A 23,994-nucleotide genomic window follows, 5' to 3' on the forward strand; every position below is an offset into this window, starting at 1 on the left:
GCGGGATGGCGCAATGGCGGGCGCGGTGTCAGCCGCGCCGGGGCCGCTGGCCCGCGCCGTCCAGCATTCCCAGCAGGGCCGCGCCCAGTTGCCGCCAGGCATCGGTGGCGCCCGCCCAGTCGCTGGCCAGGCAGGCCTGCTCCAGCGTCTGCGCCAGGCCGCTGGCCTGCTCGTGCCCCAGCAGGCGCAGCACGCTTTTGAGGTTGTGCGCCAGCCGGCGCAGCGCCGCGGCATCACGCGCGGCAAGCAGGTTTTCGCCCAGCGCCACATCGTCGGGCAACTGCGCAAGACAGCTGGCGCGGTAGCTGTGGAACAGGGCGGCATCGCCGCCGAAGTAGCTGGAGACGGCGGCCGGGCCGCCATCCGCCGGCATATCCGCAGGCATATCCACCTGCATATCCACCGGCACATCCGCACCGGCAGCCTGCACGCTGGCTGGCGCGGGCGAGCCGGCCGGTTGCGCCGCCAGCACCGATTCCACGCAGTCCACCAGTTGCGCCACCGACACGGGCTTGCGCAGCACGCCCCAGACCTGCAGTTGCTCCAGCCGCAGCGCCACGTCGGCCCGCACGCCGGCGCTGAAGACCACGGCGCTGCAGCCTGCCTGCGGAGAGCTGCGCAGCCATTCGATGAGCTCGACCCCGGAGGCGCCGGGCAGCATCAGGTCGGTGATCAGCAGGGCAAAGGGCTGGCTCTGCAGCAGGCTCTGCGCCTGCTCCGCACTCGCGCAGGACACCAGGTTGAGGGGCATGCCCTCCAGCGCCAGCGTGACGAATCGCGCAATCGAGGCATCGTCCTCCACCAGCAGGACCGCAGGATGGGCCGGATTCACGCTGCCTGCCTGCCCAGCAGTTCGCCCAGCGCCTCGGGCAGCTCCTGCACGAGCTGGGGTTTGTGGATCACGCGCGCGCCGCCCAGCGCAAAGGCGTAGGCCTCGCGCTCTGCCGCATCCAGCGAGGTGACCACCAGCAGCTTGCAGCGCGCGAACTGCTCATGCGTGCGCAAGGTGGTGATGAGGGCGGCGCCGTCGATGTCGGGCAGCAGGATGTCCACCAGCAGCACGTCGGGCTGGATCTGCCCGTACAGCGCCATGCCGGTGATCCCGTCGTGCGCCACGTGCAGCTGCACGTCGGGAAAGTGGCGCTGCACCAGCAGGCGCACCAGGTTCTGAAAGTGCACGGAGTCCTCGATCAGCAGCACGCGCGGGCCCGTGCCGGCCTGCGCGGGAGCGGGCGCCGGGGCCGCCGCTGGCGCCCCGGACGTGGCGGCCGCATCGCCCTGCCTGCCGCGCCAGCGTTCCACGGAGGCGCGCGTGATGCGCCGGTGCCCCCCGGGGGTCTTCCAGGCCTCCAGATCGCCGCGATCGACCATGAGCTGAACCGACCGCACCGCCATGCCCAGCAGCTTGGCCACCTCAGCGGTCGTGTAGTGCGGAATTTGGCCTGGTGGGGTGCTGTTCTCGGACATGGCAGCAATTTTGCATCAAATACGATTAAAAAATTCAATACAAATTTGATGAATTTGATATTTATGATTGAATCCAACGCAGAACCCTTCAACTGCGTTGCGAAAGGCCCGCCATGAAGAAGATACTGATCGCCGAAGACCAAGCCGACATCCGCAAGCTGTTGCGCATGACGCTGGAGTCCAGCGCATACGAAGTCATGGAGGCGCCGACCGGTGACGAAGCCTGGGCCCTGGCCCAGCGCAGCCAGCCCGACGTGGTGCTGCTGGACATGATGATGCCGGGCACGCTGGACGGCCTGGAGGTGTGCTGCCGCATCAAGACCTCCTACGACCTGCGGCACACGCGGGTGATCCTGCTGACGGCCCGGGGCAGTGCGCAGGACCGCGAGGCGGGCTTCAATGCCGGTGCCGACGAATACCTGCTCAAGCCCTTCAGCCCGAACCGGCTGCTGGAGACCCTGGCCAGTCTTTACAGGAGCGACTGATGACGATGCACACGCAGGCCGCCGCGGGCCGATGGCAGATACCGTCCGGGAACGCCGCGCGCCTGTCCGCGCTGGTGCGGGCCGCCGTGCAGGCCGTTGTGCTGCCCGCTGTGCTGCCCGTTGTGCAGGCGCTGCTGCTGGCACTGGTTCCGGCCTGGGTGGCGGTGCTGGCCATGGGGCCTGGCGCAGCACGGGCCGGCGAGGTGCTGGACCGCGTGGCCAGCAGCCACACGCTGAAGGTCTGCATCTGGCCCGACTACTACGGCATCACCTACCGTGACGCACGCACGGGCAGGCTCACGGGCATCGACGCGGAGCTCTCGGCAGAGCTGGCCAAGGACCTGGGCGCGCGGCTGCAGCATGTGGACTCGTCCTTCTCGCGGCTGGTGCCCGACCTGCTGGAGTCGCGCTGCGACGTGGCCATGTTCGCCGTCGGCATCCTGCCGCAGCGCCAGCAGCAGCTGCGCTTCACCCAGCCCTACCTGAGCAGCGATATCTACGGCATCACCACCAAGAGCAACCCCGCCGTGCGCAGCTGGGCCGACATCGACCAGCCCGGCGTGCAGGTGGCCGTGCAGCGCGGCACCTTCATGGAGCCGGTCATGCGCGAGTCGCTCAGGCATGCGCACCTGGTGCTGGTGGAGCCGCCGCAAACCCGCGAAAAGGAACTCATGGCCGGGCGCGTGGACGTGTTCATGACCGACTACCCGTACAGCCGCAAGCTGCTGGACAGCTCGGACTGGGTGCAGCTGATCGCGCCGCCCCAGCCCTTCCATGTGCTGCCCTACGGCTATGCGGCCAGCCCTGCCGACGCCCAGTGGCTGGCGCGCCTGAACCAGTTCGTCTCGGACATCAAGCGCGACGGCCGCCTGGCCAGGGCCGCGCGCCACAACGGCCTGACCGCCATCGTCGCGCCCTGAAACTTCCGATGGAGCACCTTCATCATGTCTGAACGAGCTGCCGCGCATCATTTTCTCGGAGCCCGGCGCAGTGCCCACATCAAGGCGCTGGTGCTGACCTTTGCACTGTGCGTGCTCGCCGGACTGGTGCTCTTCGTCTGGAGCCAGCTGCATGCCGATGCGGACCAGAGCAAGTCCCAGGCCTCGCTGCTGGCCCGCGTGCTGGAGGACCAGACGGCCAAGACCTTCGAGAACACCGAAATGGCCCTGGCCAGCCTGGCGCACAACCCGGCCATCGTGGCCGCGGGCAGTGGGCGCGGCACGCGCGAGGCCGCCATGGCCCTGCTGATCGCCCAGTTGCCCTACCTGCGCAGCATGGCGCTGATCGACGACAAGGGCCTCATCCTGGCCAGCACCCAGGCCGGGGAGGCCGGCCAGCAGATCAACACGCAGGATCTGCTGCACGACAAGGCGGCCGTCCTCATCCCCGGCAAGCCCCAGCTGGGCCGGCTGGTGCCCGGCCGCAGCCTGTCGTCGCTGGCGCCACGGGCACATCCGACGCCGCGCGGCGTGTCCTTTCTGCCGCAGTTGCTGACCTTCCACCAGGACAACGGCATGCCCGCCGTGCTGGTGGCCCTGATCAATCCCGACGCCGTGGCCAACTTCTACCAGTCCACGCTGGAGACCCTCAGCTACGAGGCCGTGCTGCTGACCTATGACGGCCGCCCCCTGGCCAGCACCAATGAGGGCACGGGCGTGCAGGCAGCCGCCGCGCTGCAGACGCCGCTGTTCCAGGAATGGCTGCCGCACAGCGAATTCGGCTCCTACATCGGCGCGGGCATGCTGGGTCGCCACCAGATCGTGTCGTTCCGCACCGTGCGCAACTGGCCGCTGCTGCTGGTGGTGGAGGAGCCCTACGCGGCCATGGTGGCGCGCTGGCGGGACAACGCCTTTGCCTTCTTCGTGGCCGGCGTGGCCCTGCTGGCCCTGGTGCTGGGACTGAGCTGGTCGGTGCTCAAGACCCGCAGGGTCCAGAAGTCGGCACTGCAGGCCATGGAGCAGGCACAGGCGCGCCTGGCGCGCAGCGAGCATGAGATGGCCGTGCTCATGCGCAGCGTGCAGGAGCTGATCTTTCGCACCGACAGCCAGGGACTGCTGACCTTCGTGAACGCGCGCTGGGAGCAGCTGACCGGCCAGCCCAGCGCCGAGGCCGTGGGCCAGCCGCTGGAGAACATCGTGGACGGCTCGTACCTGGCGCAGATCCAGGCCCTGCTCGATCCCCTGGCCCGGCTGGCACCGCGCAACTGCCAGGCCATGTTCCGCCTGCCGGGCAACCGGGAGATGCTCTGCGACATCGCCGTGGTTCCCCTGCTGCGCGACGGCCAGCTGGTGGGCTTTGCCGGCAGCGCCGTGGACGTGACCGCCCGCTGGAAGGCCCAGCAGGAGCTGCAGACCCAGCTGGCCTTCCAGCATCTGCTGTTCGAGACCACGCCCCTGCCCATGCTGGTCACCGACGCGGACCAGCGCGTGGCCCTGGTCAACAAGGCCTGGGAGGACTTCTTCGGCCGGGGCCGCTACGCCGTGCTCGGCCACGAGATCAAGGGCCTGCACGCGCGCGACGATGCCCTGCTGCAGATGCGCAGCAACCAGGTCGTGATGCGCTCGGGCCAGCGCATGATGGTGGAGGCCCGGCTACCCCATGTGGACGGCAGCTACCGCGATGTGCAGATCTCCAAGGCAGCCGTCAAGAATGCCCAGGGCCAGATCACCGGCGTGCTCAGCATTTTTGTGGACGTGAGCGAATTCCGCGCAGCCGAGCATGCCACCCGCGAAGCCCGCGACGCGGCCGAAGAGGCCTTCCGCGTGAAATCGGAATTCGTGGCCAACATGAGCCACGAGCTGCGCACCCCGCTGCAGTCCATCATGGGCTTTGCCGAGCTCGGCGGCCTGCGCTCGCGCGGCAATCCCGCCATGGCCGACATGTTCAACGACATCCATGAGGCGGGCATACGCATGCTGGCCCTGGTCAACGACCTGCTGGACGTGGCCAAGCTGGAAAGCGCCGTGGGCACCATCCACGTCGAGCGCACCGACCTCAGGAGCCTGATCCGGCCCGTGGTGCGCGAGCTGGAGCCGCAGCAGCAGCAAAAGCTGATCGACCTGCGGCTGGAGCTCGACGACACGCCGCTGATCGCCAAGGCCGACCCCGTGCGCTTCCAGCAGGTGGTGCGCAATGTGCTGGCCAATGCCATCAAGTTCTCGCCCATTGGCGGGCGCATCGATGTGCAGGGCCGCATCGATGAACAGGGCGATATCTGCATCGCCGTCTCCGACCAGGGGCCGGGCATTCCGCCGCAGGAGCTGGACAAGATCTTCCAGCCCTTCGTGCAGTCCAGCAAAACCCGCAACGGCTCGGGCGGTACCGGCCTGGGCCTGGCCATCTGCCGCAAGATCATCGACGCCATGGACGGCACCATCGCCGCCAGCAACCGCTCCGAAGGCGGGTCGCTGTTTCGCATCACCCTGCCCTGCCGCACCGGCGCATCGGAGACGCGGCCGGCGGAGTTGCTGTAGCGGAGCCAGACAGGGCTGAGAGCGCGTGGGCATTCGGCAACAAATGAGAAAAAGTCTCATTTAGAATGCCGCAACCTTGCTCCCTGAACCTGCCGGTCGGCACGCCCGGCCTCCATTCCCGTTCGTATGACACGCCATCCGACTCCCGCAGCCTGGCTGGGCCTGGACCTGCGCTGGGCCTACGGCAGCCTGCTGCCCGCCATCTGGCGCAGCACGCGCTGCATCCACCGTGCGCAGGATGTGCTGCATGACGCCTTCGTGCGCTACGCCCTCAGCGGCAGGCATGAAGGCATCGCCCAGCCGCACGCCTATCTGCGCGTGGTGGCGCGTACCGTGCTCGCGGACCAGATGGCGCATGAACGCCGCTTCGTGCCCCTGCCCGACCTGGCAGGCGAGCCGGACTCCACGGCCCCCGGCAGGCGCGCGGACGCCATCGCCGTGCAGGAAGCATTCACCGCGCCTTCCGCCGAGGTGCTGGCCGATCTGCAGCAGCGCCTGGCCGCTGCGCAGCGGGTCATCGAAGGGCTTCCCCCGCGCTGCCGCGAGGTGTTCTGGCTGTGCAAGGTGGAAGGCCATTCCCAGCCCAGGATTGCCGCCACGCTGGGCATCAGTCTGAACATGGTGGAGCGCCACCTGATGCGTGCCCTGCTGGACCTGCGCGCCGCGCGCGAGCTGCTCGCGCCATGACCACGCCGCGCGAAGAGGCCGCGCGCTGGTTCATACGCATGCACCGGGATGCGGGAGCGCAGCCCGGCGCCGCCGACGCCGCCGCCTGGCGCACCTGGATGGACGCCGACCCGCGCCACGCCGCCGAATACGCCGCCTTCGAGGCGCTGTGGCAGGACTTCGACTCCACGCCCCGCACCGAGGCCCTGGCCACGGCCGTGAACACCGCCGCACGCCAGCGCCGCAACACACGCAGCAACACGCGCCGCGCAGCCATCACCCGCGGCGTGCTGGGCGTTGCCGGCCTGGGCACGGCGGGCCTGCTGGCATGGCGCGGCTGGCTTGAATGGCAGGACACCACCGTGTTCGCCCTGGCCCGCGACAGTGCGATTGGCGAACGCATCGTGCTGAACCTGCCCGACGCCAGCGTGCTGACCCTGGGACCGGCCAGCCGCATCGCCACGCGCTACACGCGCCGCCAGCGCGCCGTGGTGCTGGAGCGGGGCGAGGCCCTGTTCGACGTGGCCAGGGATGCAGACCGCCACTTCACCATCGACGCAGGCCAGGCGCGCATCACCGTGCTGGGCACGCGCTTCACCGTCAACCGCCTGCCGGGCCTGGTGCGGGTGAGCGTGGAGCATGGCACGGTGCGTTTGGCGGTGAAAGGTGCTGAAGGAGAACCGTCCCTGCTGCTGCAGGCTGGCGAAGTGGGGGAACTGCCGGACGAAAGCGCCGGTGCCGCCCCCGGTGCCGCACCCGGTGCCGATGGCGCACACGCCAGCCCCCTCCCCCGTCGCGTGCAGCGCGATGCGCGCGACAGCTTCTCGTCCATCGAACGCGGCCTCATCGTCTTCGACAGCGCCGGGCTGGGCGAGATCGCCGCCACGCTGTCGCGCTGGCGCCGCCAGCCCGTGCGTGCGGCCGTAGCCGACGGCACGGGCGGGCCGCGCATCACGGCCGCCGTGCAGCGCGCCGATGTGGAGAGTTTCCTGGACGCGCTGCCGCGCATCGCCGCCGTGCGCGTGCAGGAGCGCGACGGCGCCACCTGGCTGGCCCCGCGCAGCACGGCGCCGGAAAAAATCCGGAAAAACTGAAAAAAAACGGCCAACACACATCAGGGATCCGGCGGGCTGCTCCGTCATACAGGCGAGCACAACCGATTTCCAGGAGAACGTTCCCGCCATGCCCGCCCGCCCTCTTTCCTCCCGCCCGGCACGCGCCTGCCTGTCCCTGCTCGCCTGCGCGGCGGCACTGGCCTGCACGCCAGCCCTGGCCGCGCCTGCCGACATCGACCTGCCGGCCCAGCCGCTGTCCGACGCCATCAAGGCCCTGGCGCGCGCCACCGGCACCAGCATCGCGGCCGACAGCGCCCTGCTGGCAGGCAAGACCGCGCCCGCCGTCCAGGGCCGCCTGGAGCCGGCCGAGGCACTGCAGCGCCTGCTGGCCGGCAGCGGGCTGCAAGCCTCTGCCCAACCCCAGGGCGGCTGGCTGCTGCGCCCCGCCCCGGCGCGCCCGCAGACCGCGCTGGACGAAGTGCGGGTGACGGCCACGGCCCTGCGCGACGGCCGCACGGAAGGCACGGGCAGCTACCGGGCGCCCTATGCCAGCGCGGCCACCAAGATCGAGCTGACGGCGCGGGAGACGCCGCAGTCCGTGTCCGTGATCTCGCGCGCGCAGCTCGATGACCAGAACTTCGTGGAGCTCACCGAAGCCGCCAAGGTGGTGCCCGGCATCGTCGTGCGCCGGCAAAGCAGCACGGGCGGGCGCAGCGACATCCTCTCGCGCGGCTACCAGTCCTCCACCTACCAGTTGGACGGACTCACCGTCAGCGGCAACCCGGCCACCCAGGAAACGCTGGACCTGGCCCTGTTCGACCGGGTCGAGGCCCTGCGCGGGCCGGCCGGGCTGTTCTCGGGCGCGGGCGAGCCCAGCGTCATGCTCAACCTGGTGCGCAAGCGCGCCCTGCCGGACTACCAGGGCCAGGGCGCCATCGGCCTGGGCTCGCGGGGCCGCAAGCGGGCCGAGGTGGATGTCACCGGCCCGCTGTCCGAAGATGGCCGCCTGCGTGGCCGGGTGGTGGCGCTGCACGAGAACTTCGGCAGCCCCGTGATGGCCATGGACGGCCACAAGCAGGCCCTGTACGGCACGGTGGAGCTGGACGTCACTTCCCAGAGCACGGTCTCGGTGGGCGCCACCTGGCAGCGCGGCCGGGGCAACTACGACACCGGCCTGCCCGCCCACGCCGACGGCAGGCTGGCCCCCATTCCGCGCGACGTGGCCATTGCCGCCGACTGGGGCCGCGCCGCGCCCGAATCGCTGGCCGGCTTCATCGAGTCGGAGACGCGGCTCGACGGCGGCGGCCTGTTCAAGGTGGCCGCCCGCCGTGTGCTGCGCCAGCAGCGCGACAAGTACATCAACGGCTACTCGGCCGTCTCGGACACCGGCATCAGCCGCTTCACCCAGGCCCAGACCGTGGACCGCGACTACGCCGACACCACGGCCGACATCTACTACAGCACGCCCTGGCAATGGGCCGGGCAGACGCACCATTTCATCGCGGGCGCGGACTACCGCAGCTCCAACATGCACCTGCGCATGCTGCGCGGCGCCATGAACACGCCGGCCGACCTGTTCCACTACGACCCCTCCTCCATTCCCGAGCCCAGCTTCAAGCCCTTTGCCGACGACATCACGCGCACCAGCCTGCGCGGCGTCTACGGCCAGTTGCGCATCAAGCCCACGCAGGCCCTCACCCTGGTGGCGGGCGCGCGCAAGAGCTGGTGGAAGACAGAAACCTCGGACCGGCTGCAGAACACGCGCTCGGGCTACGAGGTCGACGGCCAGTTCACGCCCTTCGGCGCCGTGCTCTTCGATCTGAACGACAGCTGGACGCTCTACGCCAGCCAGTCGCGCATCTTCCAGCCGCAAAGCGGGCGCCTGGCCGGCGGCGGCCAGATCGCCCCGCGCGAGGGCCGGCAGGTGGAGGCCGGCATCAAGGGCAGCCTGCTGGACGGCCGCCTGAGCGCCACCGCCGCCGTGTACCGCATGCAGGACACCAACCGCGCGCTGGCCGACCCTGGCGATGCCGCCTTCGTCATCCCCGCAGGCAAGGTGCGCTCCGAAGGCTTCGAGGCCGAAGTGGTCGGCTCGCTGTCGCCGCGCTGGGACGTGGCGGCCAGCTACGCCTACATGCGCTCCAAATACCTGCAGGGCACCGTCACGCAGACGGGCACCGACTTCAGCACCATGTCGCCGCGCCACAGCGTGAACCTGTGGGCGCGCTACCGCGTGGCCGGCCCCGTGGCCCAGGGGCTGGAGCTGGGCGCGGGCGTGCGCGCCGTCAGCGAGTTCTACGACACCCTGGGCACCGTGCGCTGGCGCGCGGGTGGCTACGGCGTCTGGTCCGTCTATGCCGCCTACCCGCTCACCCCCAAGGTCAAGCTGGCCGTGAACATCGACAACCTCTTCGACCGCGTCTACTGGGAGCGCGTGGGCACGGCCACGCGCAGCAACTACTACGGCCTGCCGCGCAGCATCATGGTCACGCTGCGCAGCAGTTTCTGATCCCGTCGCCAGAGGGCGTGCGCAGCACAAGGCTGCCGCGCCCCCTGCCTGCCGCGCAGGCATTCAACACATCGATACCATCGAATGATTTCTCACAAATAATTCAATAGATCCACACAATGCATGGATTTACGCTTGTGTCCATCGCCGGCAGCCGCCGCCAGCCAAGACACACGCCACTGCCATGCAAGACCGTTTCCTGATCGAGCGCATCGAGGCGCGGATCCTCGACATTCCCACCATCCGTCCGCACAAGCTGTCGTTCGGCTCCATCAGCCGGCAAAGCCCGGTGATCGTGCAGCTGTGGCTGCGCAATGGCGCCACGGGCTTTGGCGAGGCCGCCACCATCGGCGGCCCGTCGTGGAACGAGGAATCGCCCGAGAGCATCCACCACGCCATCACCAACCACCTGGCGCCCAGCCTGATCGGCCAGGACGGCGCGCGCTTCGAGGCCTGCCTCTCGCGCATGGACCTGGCCTGCAAGGGCAATGCCTTTGCCAAGAGCGCCGTCGAGATCGCGCTGCTGGACGCCGTGGCCCGCAGCCTGCAGTTGCCGCTGTGGCAATTGCTGGGCGGCAAGCAGCGCGACAGCCTGCCCCTGGCCTGGACGCTGGCCAGCGGCGACATCGAGCGCGACCTGGCCGAGGCCCATCTGCGCCTGGAACAAAAACGCCACCGCATCTTCAAGATGAAGATAGGCGCGCGCACGCCTGAGGCCGACGTGGCCCATGTGAGCGAGATCGCACGCGGCCTGCAGGGCCGCGCCACGCTGACCGTGGACGTCAACCAGGCCTGGGACGGCGCCACGGCGCGGCGCTTTCTGCCGCAATTGATCGATGCCGGCGTGACCCTGATCGAGCAGCCCGTGGCCGGCTGGAACGTGCCCGCGCTGCGCGAGCTGACGGCCACGCTGCAGGGCGCCCTGGTCATGGCCGACGAGAGCGTGTGCACGCCCTACGACGCCATGCGCCTGGCGCGCGAGCAGGCCAGCCATGTGTTCTCGCTCAAGGTGGCCAAGCACGGCGGCCTGCTGCGCACGCGCAAGGTGGCGGCCATTGCCCAGGCGGCCGACATCGGCTGGTACGGCGGCACCATGCTGGAGACCTCGATCGGCTCGGCCGCCTCGGCCCATGTCTTTGCCACGCTGGGCGGGCAGCACTACAACTGCGAGCTGTTCGGCCCCCAGCTGCTGGTGGACGACATCGTCACCGAGCGCATGGCCATCAGCGACTTCGAGCTGCAACTGCCCGACGGGCCCGGCCTGGGCTTGGAGATCGACCTGCAGCAGCTGGACCGCTTCGACCGCGCGCTGGCCGGCAGCCAGCCGCAGCACTTCGACATGGGGCAGGCCCGGACCGGGGCTGCGACCTGAATTCCTTTCATTCCTCCTGGAGACAAACATGCTTTATCTGGTCCGCATGGACGTGAAGATTCCCCACGACCTGCCCGCCGACGTGGCAGCCGAGATCAAGGCCCGCGAGAAGGCCTATTCCCAGCAGCTGCAGCACGACGGCCGCTGGCCCCACATCTGGCGCGTGGTCGGCGAGTACGCCAACTACAGCGTGTTCGACGTGGCCTCCAACGACGAGCTGCACGAGCTGCTGCAGGGCCTGCCGCTGTTCCCCTACATGGACATCCAGGTCACGCCGCTGGCCCGGCACCCCTCGGCCATCGCCTGAGCACAGCCCAGACCAAGACCAAATTTTTCGGAGACAACTGAAGTGAATGTGAAACGCCGTTTTCTGACCGCCGCAGCCGCAGGCCTGTGCCTGTCCGCCGTGATGCCCGCCGCCCACGCTCAGGCCCCCGAGGCCAACTGGCCCAGCAAGCCCATCCGCTGGATCGTGCCCTTCCCGCCGGGCGGCGCCATGGACGCCATCGCGCGCACCCTGGGCGAGAAGGCCGGCCGCACGCTGGGCCAGCCCTTCGTGATCGAGAACCGTCCCGGCGCCGGCGGCAACATCGGCGCCGACTTCGTGGCCAAGCAGCCCGGCGACGGCTACACGCTGATGATCACCTCCATCGGCATGGCCACCAACAAGCCGCTGTACCGCAAGCTCAGCTACGACCCGATCAAGGACTTCGCCCCCGTGGGCGTGCTGGCCGTGGTGCCCAACATCCTGGTCACCAACTCCACCCAGCCCAACGTCAAGAGCGTGGCCGACGTGGTGGCCGCCGCCAAGGCCTCGCCCGGCAAGCTGACCTATGCCTCGGCCGGCAACGGCACCTCCATCCACCTGGCAGGCGAAGTGTTCAACTCGCTGGCCGGCGTGGACATCCTGCACATCCCCTACAAGGGATCGGGCCCGGCCGTCTCCGACCTGCTGGGCGGACAGGTCAACTACATGTTCGACTCCATCACCTCGGCGCGCCCGCACATCCAGTCGGGCAAGCTGCGCGCCCTGGCCGTGACCACGGCCAAGCGCTCGTCCAGCATGCCCGACGTGCCCACCATGGAAGAGGCCGGCATCAAGGGCTACGAGGTCTCACCCTGGTTCGCTGTGTTCATGCCCGCCAGCACGCCGCCGGCCATCGTCAAGAAACTCAACCAGGTCTTCGTGGCCGAGATGAAGCAGCCCGACGTGCTCGAACGCTTCAAGGCCATCGGCGCCGAAGTCGTGGGCTCCACGCCCGAGGAGGCGGCCAAGCACCTGCAGGCCGAGTCCGTGCGCTGGACCAAGGTGATCACGGAGCGCAACATCAGCATGGACTGAGCGCTTCTCTTTTCCAGGACATCCCATAAAACCACGAGGAGACAAACATGTCCGAACTGTCCCAGGACCAGCTGCTGAATCTGGTCAACAGCAAGCAGATCGCCCCTGGCAGCGACCGCGTGCGGGCGCTGACCCAGCGCATCGTCAGCGATCTGTTCCACACCATCGACGAGATGGATGTCACGCCCGACGAGTTCTGGGCCGCCGTGGACTGGCTGGGCCGCCTTGGGAGCAGCGGCCAGCTGGGCCTGATCACGGCAGGCCTGGGCTTCGACCGGCTGCTGGACATCCGCAGCGACGAGGCCGATGCGCGTGCCGGCCGTGCGGGCGGCACGCCGCGCGCCATCGAAGGCCCGCTGTTCGTGGCCGGTGCACCGCTGTCGCAAGCCGAAGTGCGCCTGGACGAAGGCGAGCCCCAGGGCGAGGTCTTCGTGATGGAAGGACGGGTGCTGGATCTTGACGGCCGGCCTTTGCCGCATGCGCTCATCGATGTCTGGCATGCCAACGTCCAGGGCGGCTACTCGCACTTCTTCCCGGGCATGAAGCCCTACGAGCTGCGCCGCCGCATAGAAACCGACGACCAGGGCCGCTACCGCTTTCGCAGCTATGTGCCGCCCGGCTACTCCATACCGCCGAACAGCCCCACCTCGGAACTGTTCGACGCGCTGGGACGCCACGGCCATCGTCCCGCCCACATCCACTTTCTCGTGGTTGCACCCGGCATGCGCACGCTGACCACCCAGGTCAACCTGCCGGGCGATACCTACCTGGACGACGACTTCGCCTTCGCCACGCGCGACGGCCTGATCGTCGAGCTGGAGCGCGGCGTGGCGCCGGCCGGCTATGAGTCGCTGGGCGTGAACGCGCCTTTCGTACGCACGCGCTTCGACTTCGTGCTGCAGCCCGCAGTCAGCGAAGGCGAGTCCTTGCCGCTGACACGCATGGAGCGTGTGCGCGCCTGAGGCGCCTCCACCTTCCGGGGCCTTCCGGCCTGCCATTTTTCCGATTCGTCCGTTCCACAGCAGGCCGCCCCTTGGAATGCGGCCTGCTTCACCGTACCCGCTTCCCACACCATGTCCAGCCTGCATCGCATCGCCGCAACCCTGCTGACCGCCACCGTGGCCCTCGTGCCCGCCCTGGGACGCGCCCAGGCTCCGGCAGCCTTTCCTTCCAAGCCGGTGAACATCGTCGTGCCCTACGCGGCCGGCGGCCCCGTGGACAACCTGGCACGCGCGCTGGCCACGCGCCTGAACAAGGTCTGGTCGCAACCCGTGGTCATCCTCAACCGCACAGGCGCCAACGAGATCATCGGGGCCGAGTACGTGGCCAAGAGCGCACCCGACGGCTACACGCTGTTCGCCGCGACCGAAGCGTCGCTGACCATGAACCCGCACCTGTACAGGAAGCTGCCCTACAACCCGCAAAAGGACTTCGCCCCCATCTCCCGCCTGATCAGCGTGCCCATGGTCTTCTTCGTGCCCCAAAGCTCCAAGGCCGGCACGCTGCAGGAGTTCATCGCTCAGGCACGCCAGGCAGGCAAGACCAAACCGCTGACCTATGGCTCATCGGGCGCGGGCGGCATCGTGCACCTGCCGCTGGCCATGTTCGCCAAGCAGGAAGGGCTGGAGATGGTGCACGTGCCCTACAAGGGCGCCGCACCGCTGATCCCCGAAGTCATCGCCGGCCAGATCGACGCAGCGGTGCTGGGCGTGTCGGTGATCGAGCAGCACATCAAGTCGGGCAAGCTCAAGGCCCTGGCAGTGTCCTCGGAGACACGCAGCATCGCCCTGCCGGATGTGCCCACCTTCAAGGAAGCCGGCGTGCGCGACATCCAGGCTGTCTTCAACATCGGCCTGCTGGCACCGGCTGGAACGCCGGCGCCCCTGGTGGAGAAGATCGCCGCCGATGTGCGCCGCGTGCTGCTGGAGCCCGAATTCCGCAAGACCCAGGTGGACGCGTTCTCCTACGTGGCCGTGGCCTCCAGCCCCGCCGAATACCGCGACTTCCTGGCGCGCGACTACCAGGTGCAGGGCGAGCGCGTGCGCACCTCGGGCGCCTCGCTGGATTGAACCGGACGGAGTCCGTTCAGCTCTGGACTGCGGTGCGCTTGGCAACCACGTGCACCGCAGCCGCAGGCCTGCGCCCCCAGTTCATCAGCGCCGTGCCGGCCACGGCCATGCCGCCGCCCAGCACGATGCTGGCATCGATGCTCTCGCCCAGCCACAGCGCCGACAGCGCCACGCCGATCACGGGCACCAGGGTGATGTAGCCCGAGGCCGCGCCCGCGCCCAACGCCTTGACGCCGTCGAAGTACCAGGCATAGGCAAGCGCCGTGGCGCCGAAGGCCAGGAAGGCCAGCGCGCCCCAGGCGGTTGCGTTGCCAAGCACGGCAGCCTGCAGGCCGGCCGGCCCTTCCACCACCAGGCTGGCCACCAGCAGCATGGCCGCGCCCATGGTCGAGGTCACGGCCGTGGCCGACAGCGCATCGACACCCGTGAGCAGCCAGCGGCCGATCAGGGTGTAGGTCACCCAGCACACCACGCAGCCCAGGATCAGCAGCTCGCCGGCGCCCACCGATCCCTGCAGCAGCGCCAGCGGCTGGCCATGCGAGATCACCACCACGGCGCCACAGGCCGCCAGCGCCATGCCCAGGGCAATGGTGCGGTTGAGCCGCTCGCCGAACAGCCAGACCGCCAGCGCCAGCGTGAGCACCGGGTTGAGCGTGATCACCAGGGCCGCCTTGCCGGCCGGCACATGCTGCAGCCCCATGAGGAAAAAGGCCGCATAGCCGAACACGCCCGTGGCGCCAGCGGCCGCCATGCCCAGCCAGCGTTTGGCGCTCCAGTGCCTGAGACCGGCCATGCCACCGGCCCAGTACAGCCAGGGCAGCAGCACGGCGGCGGCCAGCAGGAAGCGCAGGCTGGCGGCTGCCAGCGGCGGCATGTTCTGTGCCACCACGCGGCCTGCAGGCCAGGAAGCGCCCCACAGCAGGGCCATGCCGACAAGCCGCAGGTGAGGACCGAAGAAGCGTTGAAAATTCATGGCGCGTACTATGTGCTCATATCGATTCATAGACAAATGAGCGAATGCTCATGACCTGGACACCGTGATCCCATGACCTTCACCCAGCTCGAAGTGTTCGCGGCGCTGGCCCGCGCCGGCAGTTTCTCGCGCGCGGCCGCGCTGCTGGGCATTACCCAGAGTGCCGTCAGCCATGCCCTGCGCGCGCTGGAAGGCGAGCTGCAGGTGCAGTTGGTGCGGCGCGAAGGCCCTCACTCCCCGCTGACCGACGCAGGCACGCGGCTGCTGCAGCGCGCCAACGACATCCTCCAGCAAAAGGAGGCCTTGCGGCAGGAGGCCGATGCCGAATGCGGCATGGCGCGCGGCACGCTGCGCGTGGCCTCGTTCGGCGCCACCTCTTCGCTGCGTCTGCTGCCCCCGCTGATCACCGAATACCGCCGCCGCCAGCCCGCCGTGCTGGTGCAGATCGACGAGCAAAACGACGACACCGTGGTCAAGTGGCTGCTGGAGCGGCGCGTGGAGATCGGCTTCGTCGTGCTGCCCGACGAGCGCTTCGAGACCGTGCCCCTGGTGGAAGACGAACTGGTGGCGCTGCTGCCCGCATCGCACCGGCTGGCGGCCCAGCGCAGCATCCGCGCAGCCGATCTGCAGGGCGAGGCCTTTGTGCGCACCTCGGCCGGGTCGGGCGCGCACATCGACCGCTTCCTGGCCGAGGCCGGCGCCCAGCCTGCGGCCATCTACCACTTCGAGCAGATGTCCTCCATGCAGGGCTTCGTGGCCCAGGGCCACGCCATTGCGATTGCCGCACGCCTGGCCGTGCCCGAGCAGGCGCCCGAAGGCATGGTCTACCGCAGCCTCGCGCCCCGCCAGCGCCGCGTCACCGGCCTGGCCGTGCGCAGCATGGAGCGCCTGTCGCCGGCCGCTGCCGGCTTTGTGGAGCTGGCGCGGGAGATGGCGAAGAAGAAGCGGTTTGGCTAAGCCTGCGCCGCCGACGGCAAGGTCAGCGGATGCAGCACCAGCGCCTCGCGCACGATGGGCTTGAGCGCCTGCGCCTCGTCGGGACTGGCCAGCACGCGGGCCAGTTCGGCGCGCATGCGGGGCTCCCAGAATTTGCGGATGTGTTCGGCAATGCCCTGCAGGGCCTCGTCGCGCTCGGGCATGGCCTCGAAGAACTCGCCGATGCGGTTGGCCATGCGGACCAGGTTCGCGCTGTCCATCACTTGCCTCCCGCAACGGCCATGCTGCCTGCCTGCGCGGCCTGCGCGGCATGCAACAGGCCGATCTGCTCTTCGTGCATGCGCGCAAAGCCGCGCTGCCAGTCGGACGGCTGGGCGTGCTGGGGGACGGGCAGCACCTGCACGGCCGTGACCTTGTATTCGGGGCAGTTGGTGGCCCAGTCGGAGCTGTCGGTGGTGATGACGTTGGCGCCCGATTCGGGGAAGTGGAAGGTGGTGTAGACCACGCCGGGCTGTATGCGCTCGGTGACGGTGGCGCGCAGCACGGTCTCGCCCGCGCGGCTGGCGATGCCGACCCAGTCTCCGTCGCGTATGCCGCGGTCCTCGGCGTCATGCGGATGGATTTCCAGCCGGTCCTCGCTGTGCCAGTGGCTGTTGTGCGTGCGCCGGGTCTGGGCACCCACGTTGTATTGCGACAGGATGCGGCCCGTGGTCAGCAGCAGCGGAAAGCGCTGGGTGACCTTCTCGTCGGTGGCCACGTACTGGGTGATGATGAAGCGGCCCTTGCCGCGCACGAAGCGGTCCCTGTGCATGATGGAAGTGCCGGCCTCTTCGGTGCTGTCATTGCAGGGCCATTGCACGCTGCCCAGCCGGTCGATCTTGTCGTAGTTCACGCCTGCAAAGCTGGGCGTGAGCGCGGCGATCTCGGCCATGATTTCGCTCGGGTGCGTGTAGTGCATGGCATAGCCCAGCGCATTGGCCAGCAGCTGGGTGACCTCCCAATCGGCATAGCCGGCCAGCGGCGCCATGACCTTGCGCACGCGCGAGATGCGGCGCTCGGCATTGGTGAAGGTGCCATCCTTTTCGAGGAAGGAAGCGCCTGGCAGGAAGACATGGGCGTACTTGGCGGTTTCGTTGAGGAAGATGTCCTGCACCACCACGCATTCCATGGCCGAGAGCGCGGCCGTCACATGCTGGGTGTTGGGGTCGGACTGCACGATGTCCTCGCCCTCGCAGTACAGGCCCATGAAGCTGCCGGCCAGGGCCGCCTCGAACATGTTGGGAATGCGCAGGCCGGGCTCGGGGCTGAGCGCCACGCCCCAGGCGCCCTCGAACTCGGCGCGCACCGTGCTGTCCGAGATGTGGCGGTAGCCGGGCAGCTCATGCGGGAAGGAACCCATGTCGCAGGAGCCCTGCACATTGTTCTGGCCACGCAGCGGGTTCACGCCCACGCCTTCGCGGCCCACGTTGCCCGTGGCCATGGCCAGGTTGGCAATGCCCATGACCATGGTCGAGCCCTGCGCATGCTCGGTCACGCCCAGGCCGTAGTAGATGGCCGCGTTGACGGGAGTGCCCGCCGCGTGGTCCTCGGCACCCAGCGCATACAGGCGCGCGGCGCCGCGCACGAGTTCGGGAGCGACCCCGGTGACCTCGGCCATGGCCTCGGGCGAGTTCTCGGGCCGGGCCACGAATTCCTTCCACTGCGCGAAGGACTTGGCATCGCAGCGCTCGGCGATGTAGTCCTCGGCCAGCCAGCCTTCGGTGACGATGACATGGGCCAGCGAGGTGATCATGGCCACGTTGGTGCCGGGCCGCAGTTGCAGGTGGTAGTCGGCGCGGATGTGGGGCGACTTGACGAGCTCGATCTCGCGCGGGTCGATGACGATGAGCTTGGCGCCCGCCCGCCGGCCGTCGCCGCGCAGGCGCTTTTTCATGCGCGAGCCGAACACCGGGTGCGCGGCCGTGGGATTGGCGCCGATGACCATGACCACGTCCGTGTGCTCGATGGACTTGAAGGTCTGCGTGCCGGCCGAGGTGCCATAGGTCTGGCCCAGGCCATAGCCCGTGGGCGAATGGCACACGCGCGCGCAGGTATCGACGTTGTTGTTGCCGAAGGCCGTGCGCACCAGCTTTTGCACCAGGTAGGCCTCTTCGTTGGTGCAGCGCGAGGAGGTGATGCCGCCAATCGAGTCCTTGCCGTGCTTCGCCTGGATGCGGCGGAACTCGCTGGCCGTGTGGGCAATGGCCTCTTCCCAGCTCACTTCGCGCCAGGGGTCGGTGATCTTCGCGCGGACCATGGGCCGGGTGATGCGGTCCTTGTGCGTGGCATAGCCCCAGGCAAAGCGGCCCTTGACGCAGGCATGGCCCTCGTTGGCCTGGCCGTCCTTCCAGGGCACCATGCGCACGACCTGCTCGCCCTTCATCTCGGCCTTGAAGCCGCAGCCCACGCCGCAGTAGGCGCAGGTGGTGATGGCGCTGTGCCCGGCCTGGCCCAGCTCGGTCACGGTCTTTTCCTGCAGCGTGGCCGTGGGGCAGGCCTGCACGCAGGCGCCGCAGCTGACGCAGTCGCTGTCCATGAAGCTGCCGCCCTGCCCCGCCGTGACGCGCGATTCGAACCCCCGGCCCGAGATGGTCAGCGCAAACGTGCCCTGCGTCTCCTCGCAGGCACGCACGCAGCGGTTGCAGACGATGCACTTGCTGGGGTCGTAGCTGAAGTACGGGTTGGAGACATCGACCTCGGCGCGCGCCTGGCCCTTGAAATGGTTGGCGCCGTCGAAGCCGTAGCGCACCTCGCGCAGGCCCACCGTGCCGGCCATGTCCTGCAGTTCGCAGTCGCCGTTGGCGCTGCAGGTCAGGCAGTCCAGCGGATGGTCGGAGATGTACAGCTCCATCACGCCGCGGCGCAGCTCCTGCAGTTGCGGGCTTTGCGTGCGCACCTTCATGCCGGGCTCGGCCGGCGTGGTGCACGAGGCCGGAAAGCCCTTGCGTCCCTCGATCTGCACCAGGCACAGGCGGCAGGAGCCGAAGGGCTCCAGGCTGTCGGTGGCGCACAGCTTGGGCACGCTGACGCCGCCTTCCATGGCAGCGCGCATCAGCGAGGTGCCCTCGGGAACGCAGACCTCGCGGCCGTCGATTTCCAGGGTGATCAGGCGTTCGGACGGGCTGGCGGGCGTGCCCCAGTCGGCTTGCTTCAAATGGTCGAGCATGGTGTTCTCCGTTCAGGCAGCCGCTGCGGCCGTGGTGGACTCGATGCCGAAGTCCTGGGGGTAGTGGTTCAGCGCCGAGCGCACGGGATACGGCGTCATCCCGCCCATGGCGCACATGGAGCCATGCTGCATGGTGTCGCACAGGCTTTCCAGCAGGGCCACTTGGCCGGCGTGGGCGGCAGGGTCGGTGCCGGCGCGCACGATGCGGTCGATGACCTCCACGCCGCGCGTGGAGCCGATGCGGCAGGGCGTGCACTTGCCGCAGGACTCGATGGCGCAGAACTCCATGGCGTAGCGCGCCAGCTGCGCCATGTCGGCAGTGTCGTCGTGCACGACGATGCCGCCGTGCCCCACCACGTTGCCCTTGGCGGCATAGGCCTCGTAGTCCAGTGGCGCATCCCAGTCGGCCGGCGCCACATAGCTGCCCAGCGGGCCGCCCACCTGCACGGCCTTGATGGCGCGGCCGGTGGTCGTGCCGCCGCCGAAGTCTTCCATCAGTTCGCGCAGGCTCAGGCCGAAGGCCTTTTCCACCAGCCCTCCGCGCGCAATGTTGCCGGCCAGCTGGAACGGCAGCGTGCCTCGCGAGCGGCCCATGCCGAAGCCCTGGTAGAAAGCCGCGCCGCGCGCCAGGATCAGCGGCACCGTGGCCAGCGTGATCACGTTGTTGATCACCGTGGGCCGGCTCCACAGCCCCTCGATGGCCGGCAGCGGCGGCTTGGCGCGCACGATGCCGCGCCGGCCCTCGATGCTCTCCAGCATGGCCGTTTCCTCGCCGCAGACATAGCTGCCCGCGCCCTTGCGCACCTCCATGTGGAAGGCCCGTCCGCTGCCGGCCACGTCGCGGCCCAGCCAGCCTGCGGCCTCGGCGCGCGCAATGGCTTCGCGCAGCGTGGCGATGGCATGCGGATACTCGCTGCGCACATAGACCAGGCCCTGCGTGGCGCCCACGGCCAGGCCCGCGATGGCCATGCCTTCGATCAGCGTGTAGGGATCGCCCTCCATCAGCAGCCGGTCGGCGAAGGTGCCCGAGTCGCCCTCGTCGGCGTTGCAGGCAATGTACTTTTGCGGCCCCGCTGCGGCGGCCACGGTCTTCCACTTGATGCCGGCCGGAAACGCCGCACCGCCACGGCCGCGCAGGCCCGAATCCAGCACCTCCTGCACGATGGCCGCGGGCTCCATGCGCGCCGCGCGCTCCAGCCCCTGCCAACCGCCATGGGCCGCATAGTCGGCCAGGTTCAGCGGATCGATGACGCCCACGCGCGCAAAGGTCAGGCGCTCCTGGCGCGCCAGGTAGGCAATGGCCTCGGTCAGTCCATGGCACAGCGCATGGCTGCCGCCCTGCAGCATTCCGGCATCGATCAGGCCCGGCACCGCATCGGCCGTGACCGGGCCGTAGGCCACGCGGCCTTCGGGCGTCTCGACTTCCACCAGGGTCTCCAGCCACAGCAGGCCGCGCGAGCCGTTGCGCACGATCTGCACCTGAAGGCCGCGCGCCTCGCACTCGCGCTGCAGGGCGCCGGCCACGGCGTCAGCGCCCACGGCCAGCGCGGCGGCATCGCGGGGCACATAGACGCGCACGCCGGGGCCTGCCCCTTCCCCTGCCCCTGCCCCTGCCCCTGCATGCGCAGGCTGGGCCACCGGCTCGCCGGCCTGCTCCGGCTGGCGGCATTGCGCGATGAGTGCATCCAGGCCGTTGGCCGAGACATGCGCATGGGGCTGGCCATCGAGCATCACGGCAGGCGATGACGCGCACAGGCCCAGGCAGTAGACCGGCTCCAGCGTGACGGCGCCATCGGCACTGGTTCCATGCCCATGCCCGTGCCCACTCGATCCGCAGCCCAGCGCCTGGCCTGCGTGGGCCAGCAGCGCGTCCGCACCGCGCGACTGGCAGGCCTCGGCGCGGCAGACCTGCAGCACATGGCGGCCCGCTGGCGTGCTGCGGAAATGGGGGTAGTAGGAGATGACGCCATGCACCTCGGCACGCGAGAGGTTCAGCGCATCGGCGATGCGCGGCACGGCGGCTTCGGGGATATGGCCCAGCATGTCCTGCACGGCGTGCAGCAACTCGATCAGGGGGCCGGGGCGCCGCGCATGGACGGCAATGGCGTGCTCGACGGCCTCGCGCTCATGGGCGCCGAGTGCGCTGCCGGCAGCAGCGGCATTGAGGACGGCAATGGGAATGATCTTCCCTTGTGTGGCTGGCATGGGTATCCCTGCTGGCTTTCGTTGTGGGGAGCGGCGCGGTCCGGTCCGCTGGCGCTTTGTCTCTCATGCCATTTCAAGGCCTGCCGGGCAAGCCGTCAAATTCAAACGGATGATTGCGCCATTCAATCGGCAAATGAGCCGCCGGGCAGTGCTGCGCCTGCTGCCCCAGGTCTTGCGGATGCCGCAGCCAACGCGGGTTTGCGCCACTTGGCAAATGCGCCCGGCTTGTCGCAAATCACACGGTATTTGGTGTGAATTTTGATAAGCTCACGCGCACCATGAACCACCAGCCATCAGCCATGACGCCACAGGATGGCTATCATTTTTCAGACCAGATCGGCCACCTGCTGCGGCGTGTCTATCAGCGCCACACTGCACTCTTCCAGCAATACATTCCCGACTCGCAGCTCACGGCTGCGCAATTCGTGGTGCTGTGCTCCGTGCGCGACAACAGCGGCAGCTCGCTGGCCGACATCGTCAAGGCCACCGTGATCGACCAGGCCACCATCCGCGGCGTGGTGGACCGGCTCAAGCAGCGCGAACTGGTGCAGGTGGACCATGACCGCATCGACCGCCGCAAGGTCGTCATCAACCTCACCGAGGCCGGCCAGGACCTGGTGCGCGACATGGAGCCCTTCGCCAAGCAGATCACCGAAAGCACCTACGGCAGGCTCAATCCGGCCGAGCGCCTGGCGCTGGATTTTTTGCTCAAGAAGATGCTGGAAGGTGGCGAGGCCGACTGAGCCGTTGCAGCCTCCCAAAAAAACAAAGGCCAGAAGGAAAAATCCTTCTGGCCTTTTTGCTGAGCCGACCTTTCAGTCAGCTCAGGCCGTCATCAATCCAGCGCCCGGTTGCGCGATTCCACATCCACGGCCCAGATCGACAGGGCACCGCCCACCAGCATGGCGGACAGCACGGCCAGCGCCAGGGTGAAGTGGGTGGCCATGATGGGCGCAATGATGGCCGGGGCGAACAGGCCGCCGAAGCGCGCCACGGCGCCGGCCATGCCCATGCCGCTGGCGCGCAGGTCGGTGGGGTAGACCTCGGGGGTGAAGGCATACAGCGCGCCCCAGGTGCCCAGCAGCGAGAAGCTCATCAGCAGGGTGGAGCCGATGACCACGAAGGGCGACGAGCCCAGGCTGTAGAACATGCAGCCGACGGCGCTGAGCAGCAAAAAACCGATCAGCGTGGGCTTGCGGCCCCAGCGCTCCACGCCATAGGCCGACAGCGCAAAGCCGGGCAGTTGCACCAGGGCCAGCACCACCAGGAAGACTTGGCCGCGCATGAAGGCGAAGCCCTCGCTGCTGAGCTTGACAGGCAGGTAGACGAAGACACCGTAGTAGGCGATGGAGATCAGCGCCCAGGCCAGGAACAGCGAGAGGCTGCGGCGGCGCAGGTCGCCGTTGAACAGCGCGAGGATGGATTTGCGCTCCTGCTTTTCAGGCTGCAGGGCGGGGATGTCCGCGGTGGTGCCGTTGACCTTGGCCACCCGCTGCAGCACCTTGCGCGCCTCTTCGGACTTGCCGTTGCGGTTGAGGAACATGGGCGACTCGGGGATGTAGAAGCGCAGCACCACGCCGATCAGCGCCGGCAGTCCGGTCACGAAGAAGATCACGCGCCAGGCATCGTCACCCCAGGACACGGCCACCAGCGCCAGGATGGCCAGGAAGATGGTGCCCACGGCCCAGAACGATTCCAGCAGCACCAGCCAGCGGCCGCGGCGGTCGCTGGGCAGGAACTCGGCCATCATGGTGTAGTCCACGGGCAGCGTGCCGCCCACGCCGATGCCGGTGATGAAGCGCAGCACCAGCAGCCAGGCGAACTCGGGCGCAAAGGCCGAGGCCACGCCCGCAAAGGCATCGATCACCACGGCCATCATCAGCACCGGGCGGCGCCCGATGCGGTCGGCCAGGCGGCCGAAGACGAAGGCGCCGATCAGCATGCCGATGAAGAAGAAGGTGCCGGTCTGCAGCGCCTCGGGCACGGTCTTGCCGAAGGTCTTGGCAATGGACGGCGCGCTGAAGCCGATGGACAGCACCTGCATGGCATCGGCCAGCCAGACCAGCCCGAAGATGACGAACAGCCGATATTGGAACTTGCCGACACCCGCTGTCTGGATGCCTTTTTCCACCGAAATGTATGTAGATGACATGCAGGGACTCCTTTTCTAGCCATCGCAATTGTTGAATCTGTCTTTTCCCAGGCAAGGCCGTTCAGCTTGTGTTGCCGTCTCCTGC

General features: G+C 68.6%; 20 protein-coding genes. 13 read left to right on the forward strand and 7 right to left on the reverse strand.

Annotation, left to right across the window (positions count from 1 at the left end; translation table 11 throughout):
• Window positions 1-28: 28 nt before the first annotated feature.
• Window positions 29-832, reverse strand: a complete 804-nt coding sequence (locus ACM14_RS10855) for a response regulator (protein WP_065346146.1) — start codon at window positions 830-832, stop codon at window positions 29-31.
• A complete protein-coding gene (locus ACM14_RS10860; protein WP_013803877.1) occupies window positions 829-1,467 on the reverse strand; it encodes a response regulator in 639 nt (212 codons plus the stop codon). Before ACM14_RS10860 ends, ACM14_RS10855 begins: the two co-directional genes overlap by 4 nt.
• 113 nt (window positions 1,468-1,580) lie before the next feature.
• Between ACM14_RS10860 and ACM14_RS10865 the strand changes: the two genes are divergently transcribed.
• The 11 genes from ACM14_RS10865 (at window position 1,581) to ACM14_RS10915 (ending at window position 14,438) form a co-directional block, all read left to right on the forward strand.
• Window positions 1,581-1,952 carry a response regulator transcription factor gene (locus tag ACM14_RS10865; protein WP_012203798.1) on the forward strand — a complete coding sequence of 124 codons (372 nt, stop codon included), beginning with the start codon at window positions 1,581-1,583 and terminating at the stop codon, window positions 1,950-1,952.
• Window positions 1,952-2,872 (forward strand): ABC transporter substrate-binding protein, encoded by a 921-nt coding sequence (locus ACM14_RS10870; protein WP_084027349.1) that lies wholly within the window; start codon window positions 1,952-1,954, stop codon window positions 2,870-2,872. Before ACM14_RS10865 ends, ACM14_RS10870 begins: the two co-directional genes overlap by 1 nt.
• Window positions 2,873-2,896: 24 nt before the next feature.
• The gene (locus ACM14_RS10875; RefSeq protein WP_065346147.1) at window positions 2,897-5,425 is read left to right on the forward strand and encodes an ATP-binding protein; all 2,529 of its coding nucleotides are present in this window, start codon (window positions 2,897-2,899) and stop codon (window positions 5,423-5,425) included.
• 126 nt (window positions 5,426-5,551) lie between these two features.
• On the forward strand, window positions 5,552-6,112 hold the full coding sequence (locus ACM14_RS10880; protein WP_013803880.1) for an RNA polymerase sigma factor: 561 nt from the start codon (window positions 5,552-5,554) through the stop codon (window positions 6,110-6,112).
• Window positions 6,109-7,185: a FecR domain-containing protein gene (locus tag ACM14_RS10885; RefSeq protein ID WP_065346148.1), complete on the forward strand. Its 1,077-nt coding sequence runs from the start codon at window positions 6,109-6,111 to the stop codon at window positions 7,183-7,185. The genes ACM14_RS10880 and ACM14_RS10885 overlap by 4 nt, the downstream gene beginning before the upstream one ends.
• 88 nt (window positions 7,186-7,273) lie before the next feature.
• Window positions 7,274-9,655: a TonB-dependent siderophore receptor gene (locus ACM14_RS10890; protein ID WP_065346149.1), complete on the forward strand. Its 2,382-nt coding sequence runs from the start codon at window positions 7,274-7,276 to the stop codon at window positions 9,653-9,655.
• Window positions 9,656-9,839: 184 nt separating this feature from the next.
• Window positions 9,840-11,027, forward strand: coding sequence for a muconate cycloisomerase family protein (locus tag ACM14_RS10895; RefSeq protein ID WP_065346150.1), 1,188 nt, complete (start codon window positions 9,840-9,842; stop codon window positions 11,025-11,027).
• A 28-nt stretch (window positions 11,028-11,055) separates the two neighbouring features.
• Window positions 11,056-11,334 carry a muconolactone Delta-isomerase gene (catC, locus tag ACM14_RS10900; RefSeq protein ID WP_012203794.1) on the forward strand — a complete coding sequence of 93 codons (279 nt, stop codon included), beginning with the start codon at window positions 11,056-11,058 and terminating at the stop codon, window positions 11,332-11,334.
• A gap of 42 nt (window positions 11,335-11,376) precedes the next feature.
• Window positions 11,377-12,369 (forward strand): tripartite tricarboxylate transporter substrate binding protein, encoded by a 993-nt coding sequence (locus tag ACM14_RS10905; RefSeq protein ID WP_012203793.1) that lies wholly within the window; start codon window positions 11,377-11,379, stop codon window positions 12,367-12,369.
• Between the two features lie 47 nt (window positions 12,370-12,416).
• Window positions 12,417-13,331: a dioxygenase gene (locus ACM14_RS10910; protein ID WP_065346151.1), complete on the forward strand. Its 915-nt coding sequence runs from the start codon at window positions 12,417-12,419 to the stop codon at window positions 13,329-13,331.
• A gap of 111 nt (window positions 13,332-13,442) precedes the next feature.
• The gene (locus ACM14_RS10915; protein ID WP_065346152.1) at window positions 13,443-14,438 is read left to right on the forward strand and encodes a tripartite tricarboxylate transporter substrate binding protein; all 996 of its coding nucleotides are present in this window, start codon (window positions 13,443-13,445) and stop codon (window positions 14,436-14,438) included.
• A gap of 16 nt (window positions 14,439-14,454) precedes the next feature.
• On the opposite strand, the gene ACM14_RS10920 is transcribed toward ACM14_RS10915, so the two are convergent.
• Window positions 14,455-15,411 carry a DMT family transporter gene (locus ACM14_RS10920; protein WP_043781052.1) on the reverse strand — a complete coding sequence of 319 codons (957 nt, stop codon included), beginning with the start codon at window positions 15,409-15,411 and terminating at the stop codon, window positions 14,455-14,457.
• A 72-nt stretch (window positions 15,412-15,483) separates the two neighbouring features.
• On the opposite strand from ACM14_RS10920, the gene ACM14_RS10925 reads away from it, so the two are divergent.
• Entirely contained in the window at window positions 15,484-16,368 is an 885-nt protein-coding gene (locus tag ACM14_RS10925; RefSeq protein WP_065346153.1) for a LysR family transcriptional regulator, read from the forward strand.
• Here the strand turns inward: ACM14_RS10925 and ACM14_RS10930 are convergent.
• From ACM14_RS10930 to ACM14_RS10940, 3 genes are read right to left on the reverse strand one after another with little or no spacing between them, the layout of a single operon-like run.
• The gene (locus tag ACM14_RS10930; RefSeq protein ID WP_013803888.1) at window positions 16,365-16,607 is read right to left on the reverse strand and encodes a formate dehydrogenase subunit delta; all 243 of its coding nucleotides are present in this window, start codon (window positions 16,605-16,607) and stop codon (window positions 16,365-16,367) included. The two genes, ACM14_RS10925 and ACM14_RS10930, sit on opposite strands and share 4 nt — an antisense overlap.
• Window positions 16,607-19,552: a formate dehydrogenase subunit alpha gene (fdhF, locus tag ACM14_RS10935; protein WP_065346154.1), complete on the reverse strand. Its 2,946-nt coding sequence runs from the start codon at window positions 19,550-19,552 to the stop codon at window positions 16,607-16,609. The genes ACM14_RS10930 and fdhF overlap by 1 nt, the downstream gene beginning before the upstream one ends.
• A gap of 12 nt (window positions 19,553-19,564) precedes the next feature.
• Window positions 19,565-21,757, reverse strand: coding sequence for a formate dehydrogenase subunit gamma (locus ACM14_RS10940; protein WP_065346155.1), 2,193 nt, complete (start codon window positions 21,755-21,757; stop codon window positions 19,565-19,567).
• Between the two features lie 299 nt (window positions 21,758-22,056).
• Here ACM14_RS10940 and ACM14_RS10945 point away from each other — a divergent pair, with 299 nt between their 5' ends.
• The gene (locus ACM14_RS10945; protein ID WP_174549389.1) at window positions 22,057-22,500 is read left to right on the forward strand and encodes a MarR family winged helix-turn-helix transcriptional regulator; all 444 of its coding nucleotides are present in this window, start codon (window positions 22,057-22,059) and stop codon (window positions 22,498-22,500) included.
• 92 nt (window positions 22,501-22,592) lie between these two features.
• On the opposite strand, the gene ACM14_RS10950 is transcribed toward ACM14_RS10945, so the two are convergent.
• Window positions 22,593-23,909: an MFS transporter gene (locus ACM14_RS10950; protein ID WP_013803891.1), complete on the reverse strand. Its 1,317-nt coding sequence runs from the start codon at window positions 23,907-23,909 to the stop codon at window positions 22,593-22,595.
• Window positions 23,910-23,994: the final 85 nt, after the last annotated feature.

Source organism: Delftia sp. JD2 (genome assembly GCF_001682645.1).
In the GTDB taxonomy this organism is placed as follows: domain Bacteria; phylum Pseudomonadota; class Gammaproteobacteria; order Burkholderiales; family Burkholderiaceae_C; genus Comamonas; species Comamonas acidovorans.

Bases quoted from the DNA above. Each gene is read 5' to 3' on its own strand.
- ACM14_RS10910 (WP_065346151.1), top strand. From the start codon at position 12,417: ATGTCCGAACTGTCCCAGGACCAGCTGCTGAATCTGGTCAACAGCAAG.
- ACM14_RS10920 (WP_043781052.1), bottom strand. From the start codon at position 15,411: ATGAATTTTCAACGCTTCTTCGGTCCTCACCTGCGGCTTGTCGGCATG.
- catC (WP_012203794.1), top strand. From the start codon at position 11,056: ATGCTTTATCTGGTCCGCATGGACGTGAAGATTCCCCACGACCTGCCC.
- ACM14_RS10925 (WP_065346153.1), top strand. From the start codon at position 15,484: ATGACCTTCACCCAGCTCGAAGTGTTCGCGGCGCTGGCCCGCGCCGGC.
- ACM14_RS10875 (WP_065346147.1), top strand. From the start codon at position 2,897: ATGTCTGAACGAGCTGCCGCGCATCATTTTCTCGGAGCCCGGCGCAGT.
- ACM14_RS10945 (WP_174549389.1), top strand. From the start codon at position 22,057: ATGACGCCACAGGATGGCTATCATTTTTCAGACCAGATCGGCCACCTG.
- ACM14_RS10890 (WP_065346149.1), top strand. From the start codon at position 7,274: ATGCCCGCCCGCCCTCTTTCCTCCCGCCCGGCACGCGCCTGCCTGTCC.
- ACM14_RS10950 (WP_013803891.1), bottom strand. From the start codon at position 23,909: ATGTCATCTACATACATTTCGGTGGAAAAAGGCATCCAGACAGCGGGT.
- fdhF (WP_065346154.1), bottom strand. From the start codon at position 19,552: ATGCTCGACCATTTGAAGCAAGCCGACTGGGGCACGCCCGCCAGCCCG.
- ACM14_RS10885 (WP_065346148.1), top strand. From the start codon at position 6,109: ATGACCACGCCGCGCGAAGAGGCCGCGCGCTGGTTCATACGCATGCAC.
- ACM14_RS10930 (WP_013803888.1), bottom strand. From the start codon at position 16,607: ATGGACAGCGCGAACCTGGTCCGCATGGCCAACCGCATCGGCGAGTTC.
- ACM14_RS10940 (WP_065346155.1), bottom strand. From the start codon at position 21,757: ATGCCAGCCACACAAGGGAAGATCATTCCCATTGCCGTCCTCAATGCC.
- ACM14_RS10860 (WP_013803877.1), bottom strand. From the start codon at position 1,467: ATGTCCGAGAACAGCACCCCACCAGGCCAAATTCCGCACTACACGACC.
- ACM14_RS10870 (WP_084027349.1), top strand. From the start codon at position 1,952: ATGACGATGCACACGCAGGCCGCCGCGGGCCGATGGCAGATACCGTCC.
- ACM14_RS10915 (WP_065346152.1), top strand. From the start codon at position 13,443: ATGTCCAGCCTGCATCGCATCGCCGCAACCCTGCTGACCGCCACCGTG.
- ACM14_RS10865 (WP_012203798.1), top strand. From the start codon at position 1,581: ATGAAGAAGATACTGATCGCCGAAGACCAAGCCGACATCCGCAAGCTG.
- ACM14_RS10880 (WP_013803880.1), top strand. From the start codon at position 5,552: ATGACACGCCATCCGACTCCCGCAGCCTGGCTGGGCCTGGACCTGCGC.
- ACM14_RS10895 (WP_065346150.1), top strand. From the start codon at position 9,840: ATGCAAGACCGTTTCCTGATCGAGCGCATCGAGGCGCGGATCCTCGAC.